The following is a 15,834-nucleotide window of genomic DNA, read 5'->3' as shown; positions in this document are numbered from 1 at the left end:
GGGCCGGCGCATTCATACGCCTGAAATTCGTTTCAATTCCACCGCTCAGGCGCGGGGATGATGCTGCAGATGGATAATCTTCAGCCGCTCGGTGGCGACATGGGTGTAGATCTGCGTCGTCGAAAGATCGCTATGTCCCAGCAGCAACTGCACCACGCGCAAATCCGCCCCGTGGTTCAGTAAATGGGTCGCAAAGGCGTGCCGCAAAACATGGGGGGAGAGCCGCTCGCTGTCAATGCCCGCCAGGATGGCATAATGTTTGATGCGATGCCAGAATGTCTGGCGGGTCATTTTGCGGCTGCGGTTGCTGGGGAACAAAATGTCCAGACTTTGACCATGGGTCAGCGCCGGACGGCCATGTTCCAGATAATACTCAATCCAGTATACCGCCTCTTCCCCCAATGGCACCAGCCGCTCCTTATCCCCTTTACCAATCACCCGCACCACGCCCTGTCGCAGACTCACGTCCGACAGAGTCAGCCCCACCAGCTCGGACACCCGCAAACCGGTGGCATAGAGCACCTCCAGCATGACCTTATCGCGTAGCTCGACGGGATCGGCAATGGTCGGCGCCGCCAGTAAATCGCCGGCCTGCGCCTCGCTGAGATCCTTAGGCAATCGTTGCGGCAATTTGGGCGCCGAAATACCGGCGCTGGGATCGTCGGTGCGCAGCTTTTCCCGGTACAGATACTGAAAAAACCGGCGCGTGGCGCTAAGTAGCCTGGCGGAGCTGGTGGCCTTATAGCCATGATCGAGGCGATCGGCAAGAAAGGCCTGCAAATTCACCGCGCTCGCGCTTAGACAGTCGCGCTGCTGACGCCGTAGCCAGGCCGCGAGCGCCTGCAGGTCAAGACGATAGGAGGCCAGCGTGTTTTCCGCCAAATTGCGTTCCAGCCATAGGGCATCAAGAAACTGCTCAATAATGACGACATCCGGTTGTTCCATATCTGACTCCTGTATGGGGCGGCAGACGACATTATGCCTGACATACCGTCAAATCTGGTACACTTGACGCTATTAGGTTGTTTGCAAGAGTAACATGAGAGATGAAAGTCGGTTTATTTTATGGCTCCAGCACCTGCTATACTGAGATGGCCGCCGAGAAAATCCGCGATATTCTCGGAGCGGAGCTGGTAGATCTGCATAACCTAAAAGATGTCCCGGTGCAGCGCATGGCGGACTATACTATCCTGATTCTTGGCATCCCCACCTGGGACTTCGGCGAGATTCAGGAAGACTGGGAGGCCCTCTGGCCGCAGCTCTCAACCCTCGACCTGCGCGGTAAAATTATCGCGCTCTACGGTATGGGGGATCAATTGGGTTACGGCGAATGGTTTTTGGATGCGCTGGGCTACCTTCACGATGTTCTGCAACCGCTGGGCGCCAGCTTCATCGGCTACTGGCCCACCGACGGCTACGAGTTTACCAGCCAGAAAGCCGTCACCCCCGACGGCAACCATTTTGTCGGCCTGGCGCTGGATGAAGTGAATCAATACGATTTGAGCGAGCAGCGGCTGCAACAGTGGTGTGAGCAGATCCTGACAGAAATGGCGGCGCTGCTGTAACCCCGCGACAGCGGAGGGTTCGCCGCCCCCGCCTCCACGCTAAGACCCGGTCTGTCGCGCCAGCAGCTGGCGCAGGTGACGAAATTCCCGGCCGTCCATGCTGTCCGCCGCCAGCCACAGACGCCGGCGCCGCGTGCCGCCGGCTTTACGCAGGCTGAGCAATACGCCGCCCTTGAGCATCCAGGCTTTGCGGGTAAAGGTCCACTCCTCGCGATGCCATTGAATACTGCTGTCGCTCATCAGCACCAGCTCGCCACGGCAGGACATGATATTGCGCTGGCTGCGGATGCACTCAAACACCACTACCAGCACCAGCGTCAACTACACCAGCCCGTAATTCTCCGGCCAGGGAGAAAGCAGAATCAGCATTATCAGGATCCCGTAAAACGCCAGCGAGCAAAGCTAAGTGCGCCAAGAGACCCGAATATCACATCGCCAAAGGGCCACGGGCTTTGTTTCGCGTTTGTATCATTGAGATAATTTGCTGCAATTCGCGATCGTCAGGCTGGCCGTGATTCATCAACCAGTTAAACAGATCGGGATCGTCACACTCCAGCAGCCGGACAAAGCGCCGCTTGTCCTGGTCATCCAGGGCGTCAAAATCCTGTTCAAAGAACGGCATAATGGCGATATCCAGCTCGCGCATGCCGCGTCGGCAGGCCCAATGGATCCTCGCTTTATTGGTGATATCCATGTTTTACTTTACCCTCATACACCCTACGTACTGCGGCTAGTTTACCCCGTTTTGTCCTGCCACATGAGATAAAACGACACATTTCGACATGTTCTGCGCGCTTTATTCCGCACCGGGCACGTATCACCAAAAACCTAAGGCAAGATCCGCTTGCAAACCCCAGGCGGTCTTTTACCATTAGGCTATTGTCAGACTACTGATAGGACCGTTCCATGTCATCTGAAGTTCCTTTCCCTCCGCGTTTGCCGTCGCCCTCCAGCCATCTGCCGCTGACGCTCATTTCACTGGAGGATTGGGCGTTGATCACCCTTAATGGGCCGGACAACGTTAAATATTTACAGGGCCAGTTGACCTGCGATGTGGCCTCGTTGGAGGCCGATCGCTTCAGCTTTGCCGCCCATTGCGATGCCAAGGGCAAAATGTTCAGCCACCTGTGCGTCTTTCATCACCAGGAGGGCATGGCCTTAATCGAACGGCGCAGCGTGCGCAATAGCCAGCTCGCGGAATTAAAAAAGTATGCCGTTTTCTCCAAAACCACCATCGCCGCCGATGACGAGGCGGTATTACTCGGCGTAGCGGGTTTTCAAGCGCAGGCGGCGCTCGGCGGACTTTTCGCTAGCGTCCCCGATGCGGCGCGTCCGGTGGCGCATCACCAGGACACAACGCTGCTCTTTTTCAATTTGCCGGCGCCGCGCTTTCTGCTTATCACCACGCCGGCGGTGCGCGACGCGCTGCAACACAAGCTGGAGGGCCAGGCCCAGCTAAACGACAGTCGGCAATGGCTGGCGCTGGATATCGAGGCAGGCTATCCGGTTATCGACAGCGCCAACGGCGCACAGTTCATCCCTCAGGCGGCCAACGTCCAGGCGTTGGACGGCATTAGCTTTAATAAAGGCTGCTATGCCGGTCAGGAAATGGTGGCGCGCGCCAAATATCGCGGCGCCAATAAACGCGCCCTGTACTGGCTGGCGGGCAAAGCCGGCCATCTTCCCGCCGCCGGCGACGATTTGGAACTCAAACTGGGCGACAATTGGCGGCGAACCGGTACGGTGCTGGCGGCCTGCCAGCTGGAAGATAGCAGCGTCTGGATACAAGCGGTGCTGAATAACGATCTGGCGCCTGACAGCCAGCTACGAGTACGCGACGACGACGCCGGCGCGTTGGCCGTGCGTCCGCTGCCGTACGTTATCGGCGAGTGACCTGCCGCGCGCCGCTGAGGCGCCCGACCCGGGAAAGCGGCTCCGGTAACTTGCGCGGCGGGTGAACAGACATGGCCGGCAAGGGGCTGCCGGCCGGAAAACGCGGCGGGTCAGGCAACAAACAAATAGATTGCCAGAAAGTGACAAACGGTTCCTCCCAACACAAAGCCATGCCATATCGCATGGTTAAACGGTATCCGATCCCATACGTAAAACACCACGCCCAGCGAGTAAACCACGCCTCCCGCCGCCAGTAGCGCCACCCCACCCGCGGGTAAACGTTGCACCAGTTGATAAATGACCACCAGCGATAACCAGCCCATGGTTAAATACGTGATGATGGAGATAGCGCGAAAGCGATGCGCAAACACCAGTTTGAACAGGACGCCCACCGCCGCCATCACCCAGATGACCACCATCAGCCATTTGGCCAGCGGCCAGGCCAGGCCTATCAATAAAAACGGCGTATAGGTGCCGGCGATCAACAGGTAAATCGCGCTGTGGTCGACCTTCTTCAGCCAGCATTTTGCCGGTGGATGGGGGATGGCGTGGTAAAGCGTCGAAGCCAGATACAGCAGGATCATACTGCCGCCGTAAAGGCTGTAGCTGGTCACCGCGAGCGCGGTGGCTCCGGCTTCGCCGGCCTGATTAAGCATGAGAACCAGACCTACAATACCAAAGATCACCCCCACGCCGTGACTGACGCTATTGGCTATCTCTTCCGCCAAGGAGTAGATTTTGGCTAATGGTTTGTTTCTCATGGATTATCTTACCTCCGCTTGATGATGCGTTCGTCCGCGCGCGCAGTGTATAGGGTAATCGACAGTCTATTCGGTGTACATGTGTACGCTGAAATAAACCGTGAGGAATTGTAAAGGCGCGCCGTCCAGGGCGCGGCTATTCCGGTCGAATTCACGGGTGATTTGGCCTACACTAGGCCGCTCAAATGGATTATGCCGGGGAATCTGATGGCTGCAACACCACCCGCGCTGGCTTTCGACGGACTGACCGAAGTTGTCGCTTTCTTAATCGAAATTGATAAGCTTAAAAGCATACAATGCCGCACCAAAGTACTTGGTACCCAACGACAGGAGAACACCGCGGAGCACAGTTGGCACTTTGCGGTCGCGGTGATGGCCCTGGCCCCCTATGCCGACGACGGCGTCGATATCACTCGCGTGACGCAGATGGCGCTGGTTCACGACATCGCCGAAATCGACGCCGGCGACGTGCTGGTTTACGATCTCGCGGGGCGCGAGGCGGTTCACGCGATGGAAGCAAAGGCGGCACAGCGGCTGTTCGGGCTGCTGCCGACGCCGCAGCGTCGCCAGTTTCATGAATTGTGGCTGGAGTATGAGGCGGGCGAAACCCCTAGCGCCCGTTTCGCCCTGATGATCGATAGGCTAATGCCGGTGCTGATGAACCTGCACAACCAGGGGCAGAGCTGGATCGAGAACGGCATTACCCTCGAACAGGTGCTGACATGCAACGCGTTTATCGCCGATGTCTATCCGGCGCTGTGGACGCATCTCAGCCGGCACCTGCAGCAGGCGCAGCAGCAAGGCTGGCTAAAATAACGCAGCGACTGACGACATCCTCGCCGGGACAATGTTTATCGGCGGCATACCGACCGGAGGGCGCCGCTTAACGGTGGGTTTCCGGCGGGCCTGGACGTGCGGCCACAGGCGTAATGTTAAATCGCTTTATGCCGGCAGGCTTGCGCGCGGCGCCCGTCGGCGCCTAGCCGTGACGCTTAGGCATAATCGCCGATGGGCACGCAGGAGCAAAACAGATTGCGGTCGCCATAAACATCGTCCAACCGCTTCACCGCCGGCCAGTATTTATCGCCATACTCGGCCGGGAACGCCGCAACCTGCCGATCGTACGGATGGCGCCACTCGCCGGCCAGTTCACGCTGGGTATGGGGCGCGTTCACCAGCGGATTATCGTCAGCCGGCCAGATGCCGTCCGCCACCTGCTGGATTTCGGCGCGGATTGCCAGCATCGCCTCAATGAAGCGATCGAGCTCCAGCTGGCTTTCCGATTCGGTGGGCTCGACCATCAGCGTACCGGCCACCGGGAAAGACATGGTGGGGGCGTGGAAACCATAGTCGATCAGGCGTTTGGCGATGTCCATTTCGCTGATGCCGGTGGCCTCTTTCAGCGGTCGAAGATCCAGGATACATTCGTGGGCCACCCGGCCATCGCGTCCGGTATACAGCACCGGATAAGTCTGCTGCAACCGGCTGGCGATATAATTGGCGTTCAGAATCGCCACCTGGCTGGCCTATTTTAATCCTTCCGCGCCCATCATACGGATATACATCCAACTGATGGGTAAGATCGACGCGCTGCCGAACGGCGCGGCGCTGACGGCACCCTGGCGGGTTAAAACGCCGTCCAGTTCCACCACCGAATGACCGGGGACGAACGGAGCCAGATGCGCCTTCACGCCGATGGGGCCCATGCCCGGGCCGCCGCCGCCGTGGGGAATGCAGAAGGTTTTATGTAAATTGAGATGCGATACATCGGCGCCGATATAGCCCGGCGACGTGATCCCCACCTGCGCATTCATGTTGGCGCCGTCCAGATAGACCTGCCCGCCGTACTGATAGACAATCTGGCACACTTCACGGATGGTTTCTTCATAGACGCCGTGGGTCGAGGGGTAGGTCACCATAATGCAAGACAGTTGCTCGCCTGCCTACTCGGCCTTGGCGCGCAAATCGTGCAAATCAATGTTGCCATTCTTATCGCAGGCCACCACGGTGATCGACATGCCGGCCATCTGCACCGACGCCGGGTTGGTACCGTGGGCCGAGCTAGGGATAAGACAAATATGACGCTCGCCTTGATTACGGCTCTCATGATAACGACGAATCGCCAGCAGGCCGGCATATTCACCCTGGGCGCCGGAGTTCGGCTGCATGCACAGGGCATCGTAGCCGGTCAGTTGGATAAGCCAGCGCGACAGGTGGGCGATCATCTGCTGGTATCCCGCCGCCTGCTCCGGGGGGCAGAAAGGATGCAGCTCGGCGAATTCCGGCCAGGTGATAGGGATCATTTCGGCGGCGGTGTTAAGCTTCATCGTGCAAGATCCGAGCGGGATCATCGCCTGGTTCAGCGCCAGATCCTTGCGCTCCAGCCGGTGCATATAGCGCATCATTTCCGTTTCGCTATGGTAGCGGTTAAACACCTCGTGGGTTAGGATTGGCATAGTGCGCAGCAGCTCCTGCGGGATCACGTCGCCGCAGCCGGCGTCTAGCGCATCGATTACCAGAGTGCCCGTGGCGCCCGTCACCACCTGCCAGAGGGTTTGCATATCTTCACGCACGGTCGTTTCATCAAGGGTGATGCCCACCGCGCCATGGATGTCGCTGCGCAAATTGATGCCGGCGGCATCGGCGCGCGCCAGCACCCCCGCTTTATCGACCACCTCGACGGTCAGGGTATCGAACCAACAATCGTGCCTGAGCGTCAGCCCGGCGTCGCGCAGCCCCTGCGCCAGAATCATTGTCAGCCGGTGAATACGCCCCGCGATGCGTTGCAGCCCCTGCGGACCGTGATAGACCGCATACAGGCCGGCGATATTGGCCAGCAACACCTGTGAAGTACAAATGTTCGAGTTCGCTTTCTCGCAGCGAATATGCTACTCGAGCGTCTGCATCGCCATGCGCAGTGCGATATCGCCGGCGGCGTCGTGGGAAACACCGATAATCCGCCCCCCGGCATGGCGCGCTTCATCTCATCGCGGGCGGCGAAAAACGCCGCGTGCGGGCCGCCGTACCCCATCGGCACGCCGAAACGCTGCGACGAACCGAACACCACATCGGCCCCCTGCGCGCCGGGCGCGGCCAGCAGCACCAGCGAGAGCATATCCGCCGCCACGCAGCTGATGATTTTGCGGCTGTTGAGCTCGGCAATTAGCGCGCGATAGTCATGCAGCTCGCCGGTGGTGCCCACCTGCTGTAACAGCACGCCGAAGAGATCGGGGTGCTCCAGCGCCGCCTCTGCCTTATCGATCACCAGCTCAAAGCCAAAGGTGCCGGCGCGGGTGCGCACGACATCCAGGGTTTGCGGATGCACATCGTCGGCGACGAAAAAGCGATTGGCCTGTTTCAACTTGCTGGCGCGCTTGGCGAGCACCATGGCTTCGGCCGCCGCAGTGGCTTCATCCAGCAGCGAGGCGGAAGCGATGTCCAGACCCGTCAGATCCAGCGTCAGCTGTTGAAAATTGAGCAGCGCTTCAAGCCGGCCCTGGGATACCTTGGGCTGATAGGGTGTGTAGGCGGTGTACCAGCCCGGGTTTTCCAGCATATTGCGCAGAATAACGGGCGGCGTTACCACCGCGCTATAGCCCATGCCGATAAAGGATTTGTAGCGCTGGTTCTGACTGGCGATAGCCTTTAGCTCGGCCAGCGCCTGCGCTTCCGTCGTCGGCTCGCCCACGGCGGCAAGCATATCTGCCTGTTGCGGCGCGGAAGGGCCGATATGACGGGCTATGAAGGCGTCATGATGTTCAAGCTGGCTGAGAGTCTGGGTCATGGACAACAATTCCTGCATCGGGCATGGGACCGAAAAAGGGTAATCGCAAAAGGCGCCCCGGCGGTCGCGGCGTCAGCGTTATTCGTCTTCTTCGTCGATGGCAGCCTGATAAGCGGCAGCGTCGAGCAATTCGTTCACTTCGCTTTCATCGGCGGATTTGATCTTAAACAGCCAGCCATCGGTATAAGGCGCGCTGTTGACCAGCTCCGGCGATCCGTCGAGATCGTCGTTCACCGCCACAATTTCGCCGCTGATGGGCGCATAGATATCCGACGCAGCTTTTACCGATTCCGCCACGGCGCAATCTTCGCCGGCGGAGAACGAGGCGCCAACTTCCGGCAGATCCATGAACACCATATCGCCTAGCAGCTCCTGCGCATGTTCGGTAATCCCGACACAATAAACGCCGTCGCCTTCGTTTAACACCCACTCATGGGATGCGGTATATTTTAATTCTGTCGGCACATTGCTCATCGCCATCCTCACTATGACAAAGTTAGTTATTGCGCAACCGTTTTACCGGCGCGCACAAAACCGGGTTTGGTGACCTTAACCGGCATTTCGCGGTTACGGATTAACACTATCGCCTGCTGGCCGATACCGGCCGGCACTCGCGCCAGCGCAATGCTGACGCCCAAAGTGGGCGAAAACGAGCCGCTGGTGATGATGCCTTGCTGCATATTGCCGGAGACGTCGGTGAAATGGACCGGCAGGCCATTGCGCAATACGCCTTTTTCGGACATCACCAATCCGACCAATTGCTCGCCGTCGCCGGCGGCGCGCTGGGCCTCCAGCGCCTCGCGCCCGATGAAATCGCGGTCCTCAGGCTGCCAGGTAATGGTCCAACCCATATTGGCCGCGAGCGGAGAAATGCCTTCGTCCATTTCCTGGCCGTAAAGGTTCATTCCCGCCTCCAGGCGCAAAGTATCGCGCGCGCCCAGTCCACAGGGCTTCACGCCGGCCGCTAGCAGCAGCAGCCAGAAATCCGCGGCCTGCGTGGCGGGTAACGCAATCTCATAGCCCGCCTCCCCAGTATAGCCGGTGGTAGCGATGAACAAATTACCGGCCTGCACGCCGAAAAACGGTTTCATTCCGGCCACCGCCTGACGCTGTTGCGGGGTGAACAGCGTCTGCGTTTTGTTTTGCGCCTGCGGCCCCTGCACCGCAATCAGGGCGAGATCGTCGCGCACGGTTACCGCCACCTGGTAGCGTTCGGCGTGACGAGTGATCCACTCAACGTCTTTGTCACGGGTGGCGGAATTCACCACCAGGCGGAACTCGGTTTCGGAAAGGAAATAGACGATAAGATCGTCTATCACCCCGCCGGAAGCGTTGAGCATGCCGGTGTAAAGCGCTTTACCGGGCACTGTCAACTTGGCGACATCATTGGCCAGCAGATGGCGCAGAAAATCACGGGTGCACGGCCCCGCTAAGTCGACAATGGTCATATGGGACACGTCGAACATGCCGGCATCGCGCCGCACCTGATGATGTTCATCCGGTTGGGAACTGTAGTGGAGCGGCATCATCCAGCCGTGGAAATCCACCATTTTGGCGCCGCACGCGAGGTGCTCTTCATACAACGGGGTCTGCTGAGCCATCTTTTCTCTCTTACTCAATGGGAAGACAGATAACTACCGAAGCGCTCCAAGCCTCTGCCCGGGCGGGTAAAGAGGGCTGACGCAAACGATACCTTTAGGCAGAACTTACCATTGAACGGCGGTGGAAACCATAACTTAAATTATCAACCGAAGGAAAAGCTACGTGAAAGGTAAGGAAAGCCAGGCGCGATATTATGCTGCATAAAAGCAGATTTCGGCGCACGAAACAGGCATCGCAACGGGTAAAAGGAAAGTTTAATCACAAAAAATCCCGCCACTGCTTTTTTAATCCCGGCGGGGTTTAGGCATCGGATATAGAAAATATAATTCAAAAGGAACGGTAAAATTAGAATAATTCAGTCTAAGGGCTCGGCTGCCAACCAGGCAGGTAAATCGTTCAATCCCATCGCCTGTTTGATGAAGCGCGGCTTAACGCCGGGTAGCGTATCCGCCAGCCGCAAACCGGCGTCGCGGACCCATTTCTTTAGCGACTGATGGCCGGCGAAAAGCTCGCGAAACCCCTGCATGCCCGCCAGCATCAGCGCGACGCTGTGTTTGCGGCTGCGCTCGTAGCGCCGCAGGTAGGGGTAATGGCCGATATCCTTGCCGGCTTTTCGCAGGCGCCGCACTTCTCCCAACAGTTCCGCGACATCCATGAACCCCAGGTTTACGCCCTGCCCCGCCAGCGGATGGACGGTATGCGCGGCATCCCCTACCAGCACCAGGCGGTGAGCGGCAAAATTACGCGCATAACGGCCGGTGAGCGGGAAGGTTTGCCGTTCGCCCAGCAGCTCGCATAACCCCAGCGCCAGACTGAAGTTCATGGCCAGCGCGGCGTTGAACGCTTCGGCGGGCGCCGTCAGGCGCTCTTGCGCCACCGACGGCGGCAGCGACCAGACGATAGAGCTTAAATGCGGGTCGCTTAGCGGCAAAAACGCCAGAATGCCGTCACCGTGAAACGTTTGTCGGGCGATATTGCCATGAGGCCGAGCGGTGCGCACGGTCGCCACCAACGCATGATGCTGGTAGTCCCAAAAAGTCAGCGGGATATCGGCATGGGTCCGCAGCCAAGAGCGCGCGCCGTCCGCCGCCACGACCAGTCGGGCGGTCAGCATCCGGTCGTCGTCAAGGGTGATAAAGGCTTCATTTTCACCCCAGGCCACCTGGCGCAGCGTGGCAGGGGCTATCAGCGTTACCTCGGCCAATTGCTCCGCGCGGCGCCATAAAGCCTGCTGAATGACCGGATTTTCAATGATATGCCCCAGCTCGGGATAGCCCAGCCCGGCACCGTCGAAAGCGATACGCCCGAAGCTGTCCCGCTCCCAGACTTCCATGCCCCGATAAGGATTGGCGCGCTGCGCGGTGATGGCCTCCCAGACCTGCACATGCTGCAACAAATGCCGGCTGGCGGCATTGATGGCGGAAACCCGCAACGCCGGCTGTTCGGCAGGGGGAATCACCTCCGGCCCCTGGCGCTCGATGACCGCCACGCGCAATCCGGTCCCCTGCAGGCCGCAGGCTAGCGCCAGGCCGACCATGCCGCCGCCGCTAATCACGATATCAAATGCTTGCATAGCTTAATGGATCCTTGCTTGCGGGTCGGGGTCAACGGGCCACCCAGCCCAGCGTTTTAAGCGCCAGCGCATCGCGCAGCGACGGAATATGGGCCATGGCCAGCAGCCCAAGATTTCGGCCCACCACTAACGACAGGTGACGGTTGGCGAACAGATGAATCAGCCCGTCGGTGATGCCAACGGTACCGGCCTGGTCCGGCTGCCGACGACGCTGGTAGCGGGATAGCACGACGTAATCGCCGATATCCTCTCCCTGCGCCGCAGCCTGCGCCAGAGTTTCCGCCAGCGTCATCACATCGCGCAGCCCCAGGTTAAACCCCTGGCCGGCAATGGGATGCAGCGTTTGCGCGGCATTACCCACCAGCGCCAGGCGGTGGCCAATATGCCGCTCGGCCGTGCGCAGCCGCAGCGGGTAACACTGGCGCTCGCCGGCGGCGGTAATACGGCCGAGCCGCCAGCCAAACGCCTGCTGCAACGCATGGCAAAACCGCCCCTCATCCCAGTCGGCAATGTCCTGTTCATGCGCAGCCGGCAGGCACCAAACCAGCGAATTGCGCGCGCCAGACATGGGCAGCAACGCCAGCGGGCCCTGGGGGGTAAACCGCTCGAACGCGTCACCGCCGTGTGGCACGGCGGTGCTGATATTGGCGATAACCGCAATTTGCTGATAATCCCGCTGCCGCCAGCGCATGCCGCATTGCGCCGCCAGCGGCGAGCGCGAGCCGTCCGCCGCCACCACCAGTTGCGCGTTGAGCTCGACGCCATTATCCAAGGTAATGATCGTCTCCTCGCGCTCGCGCCTGAGGCGCGTGAGCGTCGCCGGACAATGCAGCCGCACGCCGGGGGCCTGACGCAGCAAATCGAATAGCCGTTTACCGGCCGCGTGCAGCTCCACGACATAGCCCAGCGCCGGCAGCTGATAGTCGTCGGTCGCAATCTGAACTTTACCCAGGTGCCCTTTGTCGCTCACCTCCACCCGGGTAATGGCGGTGGCGCAGGATGCCAGCGCCGACCAGACGCCGATGGTGGTCAGCTCGCGGCAGGTCCCCTGCGCCAGCGCGATAGCGCGGGCGTCGAAGCCGGGATGATCGCGGCTTTCCGGCGTCCGCGCCTCCACCAGGTCGATTTGCAGGGTGCCGCGGCTCAGATGCGAAAGCGCCAGCGCCAACGTCGCGCCGGCCATGCCGCCGCCGATAATGGTGACACTCATTCTTTGTGCGCCGCCGCCATAAGGGCTTCAATCGCCTCGGCCTCTTTGACGACCGAGGCGGTGAGGTTTTCATTACCCGCGGCGGTAATCACAATGTTGTCCTCAATGCGAATGCCGATACCGCGGTAGGCGGGGGGCACATCGGCGTCGCTGGCAATATAGATACCCGGCTCGATGGTCAGCACCATACCCGGCTCCAGCGCCCGGCTACGCTCTGAGGAGCCATAATTGCCGACGTCGTGAACGTCAAGCCCCAGCCAGTGGCTCAGGCCATGCATAAAGAATTGCCGGTGCGCCTGTTCGGCGATGAGCGCCTCGACCTCTCCCTTCATGACGCCAAGCTGCACCAGACCGGTGACCATAATGCGCACCGCCTCTTCACCCACCTCCTGAATACTGCGCCCCGGGCCATAAAGCTCAAGGGCGCGGTTAAGCATTGCCAGGACCAGGTCATAAATCGCGCGCTGTTCCGGCGAGAAGCGGCCATTGACCGGAAAGGTGCGGGTGATATCCCCGGCGTAGCCCTGATATTCACAGCCGGCGTCGATCAACACCAGATCGCCGCTTTTCATCTTGGAGGCGTTTTCGGTGTAGTGCAAAATGCAGCCGTTTTCGCCGCTGCCGACGATGGTGTTGTAAGACGGGAAGCGCGCGCCGTGGCGATTGAATTCATGCTGGATCTCGCCTTCCAACTGATACTCGTACATGCCGGGCCAGCATTGCTGCATGGCGCGGGTATGCGCCAAAGCGGTGATTTCACAGGCGTGGCGCATCACCGCCAGCTCCTCTTCGGATTTTATCAGCCGCATGTCGTGCACCCAGGGCCGCCAATCCACCAACGTGGCCGGCGCCTGCAATTGCTGACGCGCGCCGCGGCGCAATTTATCCAGCGCGCTGAACAGCAATTTGTCGGCAAAGTCGTATTCACCTTGCGCATGATAAACTACGTCCAGGCCGTTGAGCAGCAGATGCAATTGGCTGCCGATATCGTCCCAGGGGAGCGCTCGGGAAACCCCTAGGCGCTCCGGCGCCGCCTCCTGACCCAGGCGGCGGCCGGTCCAGATTTCGGCGGTTTTATCGCGTACCCGATTAAATAATACGCTGTGATGATGGCTTTGGTCGCTTTTGACCAAAATCAACAGCGCCTGCGGCTCGTTAAAGCCGGTGAAATACCAGAAATCACTGTTTTGCCGATAGGGATACTCGCTATCGGCGCTGCGCGTCGCCTCGGGGGCAGCAAAGATCAGCGCGGCGCTTCCCGGGGCCATTTTCGCCAGCAATCCTTGACGACGCCGGGTATATTCTTGTGGTATCATCGCTCCCTCCAGCCTGGTTAACATGCTCGGCTCTTTTACCGTGGCCAATACGCCGCCGCAAGGCCGGCGTTAATGTTAATGTAATACCGGACCGGCCGGCGTGGGCGCCGCGTCGTCATCCGGACGGGTAAAATCATTATGGCAAAGGATGGCGGCCATACGGACATACTCAATCACTTCCTCCAGCGATTGCGCCAACGCCTCGCGATCTTCGTCCTCGTCATACCCCAACTGAGAGATGTTGCGCAAATCGTCTATCGCACCGCACCTTGTCCAACTGCGGCTGGACCACCCCCAGACCGAGCAGAAAATGGTTTACCCAGCCGGCCAGGGCATCCACTCGCGCGAATAGCGCATTCCCCTCGTCGTCGTCCGCCGGCAGCAATAGCTGAAATTGGAATGACGCATCCGCCAGCGCGCTGGCGGTAGCTTGGTGCAGGTCGCGCAGCGGCCCGGCGAGCGTTTGGCTGAACGCCAACCCGTCGTTGGTCAATTCATGCACTAACACCTGCCAACTGTCGTTATTGTTACCGCCACACACTATCCCGCTCAGCAGCCCATGCATCTCCGCAGCGGTTAATGCCACCGCCTGCGCTGCCAAAAGCCGGTTCAAGTTTTCGTAATCGGGGAATGTATTTTGTTTAGACATGCGCTTTCATCAATGTTGGCGGGATAAGTTCGTGTTATGCTACCACCAAGGTCCGTCGCTATACCAGAAAGGGCTTGTAACTTCTGTTTTAGATAGATTATAGTTGCGCCCTTCGCACCTCGCCGATATTACGCGGCAGTGGCGGGGTTGGCGCGGTAACAAAGGCAGGAAGGTGGTATGTCCGCACAACCGGTAGATATTCAAATTTTTGGCCGTACATTACGGGTCAATTGCCCCCCGGAGCAACAGGAAGCGTTGAACCAGGCGGCGGAAGATCTTAATCAGCGGTTGCAAGATCTGAAAGTTCGAACTAGAGTCACCAATACGGAACAACTTGTTTTCATCGCCGCCCTGAACGTCTGTCACGAATTGGCGCAGGAAAGGTTGAAAACCCGGGATTATGCAGCCAACATAGAACAGCGCATTCGTTTACTGCAGCAAACGATTGAGCAGGCGCTGGTTGAACAGGGCCGCATAACGGAACGACCGGGAAACCAGTTCGAATAACGACGTACGCACCGCGGGGCCGATACCGATACCCGCGGGCTGAAAACCAAATTTCTCTGAGGTGTTCGCCAGCGGGTCAGTCCCCTGAGCCGATATTTCATACCACAAGAATGTGGCGATTCTTGACCGGTGCGCATGCTCGGCTCGTTCGAGAAGCCTTAAGGTCTCGACGCTGCGTTCACCTTGAACCAAGGGTTCAAGGGTTACAGCCTGCGGCGGCATCTCGGAGATCCCCTAGTTAAGCATCGTTTCCCTATGACCTCGTCAATGGAAAAATCACTGCTACGGCAGTCGCTGCGCAATCATATCCGCCTGCGGCGCCGCGCGCTGTCGTCCCAAGAACAATCGGACGCCGCCCTGCGCGTCGTCAGCCGCGTCATGAATGACGCGCGTATCCGTAGCGCCCGCACCCTGGCCGTTTTTCTTTCATTCGATGGCGAGCTAGGTACCCGTCCGCTGATCGATGCCCTATGGGCCGCCGGCAAGCAGATTTATCTGCCGGTACTGCATCCTTTCACTCCCGGTCACTTGCTGTTTATGCGCTATACCGCCACCACGCCGCTGGTGTTGAACCGGTTGCGCATCCGCGAGCCCCGGCTGGATATCACCACGCTATTGCCGCTGACCGGCCTGGATGTGCTGTTCACGCCGCTGGTGGCGTTCGATGCGCAGGGGCGGCGCCTGGGCATGGGCGGTGGCTTTTATGACCGCACGCTACAGCACTGGCGGCCACTGGCGGGCTTTTACCCTATCGGGCTGGCGCACGATTGTCAGCAGGTAGCGGATCCGCTGCCGGTGGAAGAGTGGGATATTGGACTTCCGGAAATTATTACCCCCTCCCGCCACTGGCGCTGGCATGACGCCGGAGCGAAAAAAACGGCTGACGCCGTTTTTGCCCTTCGTTTCCCAGATCGGCCGTGGCGCTGAAGCCTGCGCCACGGCCGCGACATGGGCGCGGGCGAAGAGAGACCACA

General features: G+C 59.4%; 13 protein-coding genes, 1 other RNA gene and 3 pseudogenes. 6 read left to right on the top strand and 11 right to left on the bottom strand.

Annotated elements, in window-relative coordinates:
- Nucleotides 1–45: 45 nt before the first annotated feature.
- Nucleotides 46–945 (bottom strand): site-specific tyrosine recombinase XerD, encoded by a 900-nt coding sequence (gene xerD / locus SOPEG_RS21035; protein ID WP_025246817.1) that lies wholly within the window; start codon nt 943–945, stop codon nt 46–48.
- A gap of 101 nt (nt 946–1,046) precedes the next feature.
- Between xerD and fldB the strand changes: the two genes are divergently transcribed.
- Nucleotides 1,047–1,565 (top strand): flavodoxin FldB, encoded by a 519-nt coding sequence (fldB, locus tag SOPEG_RS21030; protein ID WP_025246816.1) that lies wholly within the window; start codon nt 1,047–1,049, stop codon nt 1,563–1,565.
- A gap of 39 nt (nt 1,566–1,604) precedes the next feature.
- Here the strand turns inward: fldB and SOPEG_RS21025 are convergent.
- Both SOPEG_RS21025 and sdhE read right to left on the bottom strand, forming a co-directional pair.
- Nucleotides 1,605–1,958 (bottom strand): annotated as a pseudogene (locus SOPEG_RS21025) (protein YgfX).
- Nucleotides 1,959–1,992: 34 nt separating this feature from the next.
- A complete protein-coding gene (gene sdhE / locus SOPEG_RS21020; protein WP_025246815.1) occupies nt 1,993–2,259 on the bottom strand; it encodes an FAD assembly factor SdhE in 267 nt (88 codons plus the stop codon).
- A gap of 212 nt (nt 2,260–2,471) precedes the next feature.
- Between sdhE and ygfZ the strand changes: the two genes are divergently transcribed.
- The gene (ygfZ, locus tag SOPEG_RS21015) at nt 2,472–3,458 is read left to right on the top strand and encodes a tRNA-modifying protein YgfZ (protein WP_025246814.1); all 987 of its coding nucleotides are present in this window, start codon (nt 2,472–2,474) and stop codon (nt 3,456–3,458) included.
- Nucleotides 3,459–3,568: 110 nt separating this feature from the next.
- Here ygfZ and trhA read toward each other — a convergent pair whose 3' ends face one another.
- Complete coding sequence (trhA, locus tag SOPEG_RS21010) at nt 3,569–4,219, bottom strand: PAQR family membrane homeostasis protein TrhA (protein ID WP_025246813.1); 651 nt, start codon at nt 4,217–4,219, stop codon at nt 3,569–3,571.
- 207 nt (nt 4,220–4,426) lie between these two features.
- Between trhA and SOPEG_RS21005 the strand changes: the two genes are divergently transcribed.
- Nucleotides 4,427–5,035 (top strand): HD domain-containing protein, encoded by a 609-nt coding sequence (locus tag SOPEG_RS21005; RefSeq protein WP_025246812.1) that lies wholly within the window; start codon nt 4,427–4,429, stop codon nt 5,033–5,035.
- 176 nt (nt 5,036–5,211) lie between these two features.
- On the opposite strand, the pseudogene gcvP reads toward SOPEG_RS21005, so the two are convergent.
- The 7 genes and pseudogenes from gcvP to SOPEG_RS20970 all read right to left on the bottom strand — a co-directional run bounded on the left by gcvP (nt 5,212) and on the right by SOPEG_RS20970 (nt 14,353).
- A pseudogene (gene gcvP, locus SOPEG_RS21000) lies at nt 5,212–8,003 on the bottom strand (aminomethyl-transferring glycine dehydrogenase).
- A 78-nt stretch (nt 8,004–8,081) separates the two neighbouring features.
- Complete coding sequence (gcvH, locus tag SOPEG_RS20995) at nt 8,082–8,477, bottom strand: glycine cleavage system protein GcvH (RefSeq protein ID WP_025246807.1); 396 nt, start codon at nt 8,475–8,477, stop codon at nt 8,082–8,084.
- A 26-nt stretch (nt 8,478–8,503) separates the two neighbouring features.
- The gene (gene gcvT, locus SOPEG_RS20990; protein ID WP_025246806.1) at nt 8,504–9,604 is read right to left on the bottom strand and encodes a glycine cleavage system aminomethyltransferase GcvT; all 1,101 of its coding nucleotides are present in this window, start codon (nt 9,602–9,604) and stop codon (nt 8,504–8,506) included.
- 356 nt (nt 9,605–9,960) lie between these two features.
- Nucleotides 9,961–11,178 carry an FAD-dependent 2-octaprenylphenol hydroxylase gene (gene ubiI, locus SOPEG_RS20985; RefSeq protein WP_025246805.1) on the bottom strand — a complete coding sequence of 406 codons (1,218 nt, stop codon included), beginning with the start codon at nt 11,176–11,178 and terminating at the stop codon, nt 9,961–9,963.
- Between the two features lie 31 nt (nt 11,179–11,209).
- The gene (gene ubiH / locus SOPEG_RS20980) at nt 11,210–12,388 is read right to left on the bottom strand and encodes a 2-octaprenyl-6-methoxyphenyl hydroxylase (protein ID WP_025246804.1); all 1,179 of its coding nucleotides are present in this window, start codon (nt 12,386–12,388) and stop codon (nt 11,210–11,212) included.
- Nucleotides 12,385–13,704, bottom strand: a complete 1,320-nt coding sequence (gene pepP, locus SOPEG_RS20975) for a Xaa-Pro aminopeptidase (RefSeq protein WP_025246803.1) — start codon at nt 13,702–13,704, stop codon at nt 12,385–12,387. The genes ubiH and pepP overlap by 4 nt, the downstream gene beginning before the upstream one ends.
- Nucleotides 13,705–13,779: 75 nt before the next feature.
- Nucleotides 13,780–14,353: pseudogene (locus SOPEG_RS20970) on the bottom strand (YecA/YgfB family protein).
- Nucleotides 14,354–14,530: 177 nt separating this feature from the next.
- Here SOPEG_RS20970 and zapA point away from each other — a divergent pair.
- The 3 genes from zapA (at nt 14,531) to SOPEG_RS20960 (ending at nt 15,787) form a co-directional block, all read left to right on the top strand.
- Nucleotides 14,531–14,860, top strand: coding sequence for a cell division protein ZapA (gene zapA / locus SOPEG_RS20965; RefSeq protein WP_025246802.1), 330 nt, complete (start codon nt 14,531–14,533; stop codon nt 14,858–14,860).
- A gap of 50 nt (nt 14,861–14,910) precedes the next feature.
- A non-coding RNA gene (gene ssrS, locus SOPEG_RS25610) (6S RNA) lies at nt 14,911–15,094 on the top strand.
- 21 nt (nt 15,095–15,115) lie between these two features.
- Nucleotides 15,116–15,787: a 5-formyltetrahydrofolate cyclo-ligase gene (locus SOPEG_RS20960; RefSeq protein ID WP_025246801.1), complete on the top strand. Its 672-nt coding sequence runs from the start codon at nt 15,116–15,118 to the stop codon at nt 15,785–15,787.
- Nucleotides 15,788–15,834: the final 47 nt, after the last annotated feature.

Source organism: Candidatus Sodalis pierantonius str. SOPE (assembly GCF_000517405.1).
Taxonomy (GTDB): Bacteria; Pseudomonadota; Gammaproteobacteria; order Enterobacterales; family Enterobacteriaceae; genus Sodalis_C; species Sodalis_C pierantonii.
Note: the sequence above shows the minus strand (reverse complement) of the source record. Positions and strands in the feature narration are given on the sequence as shown.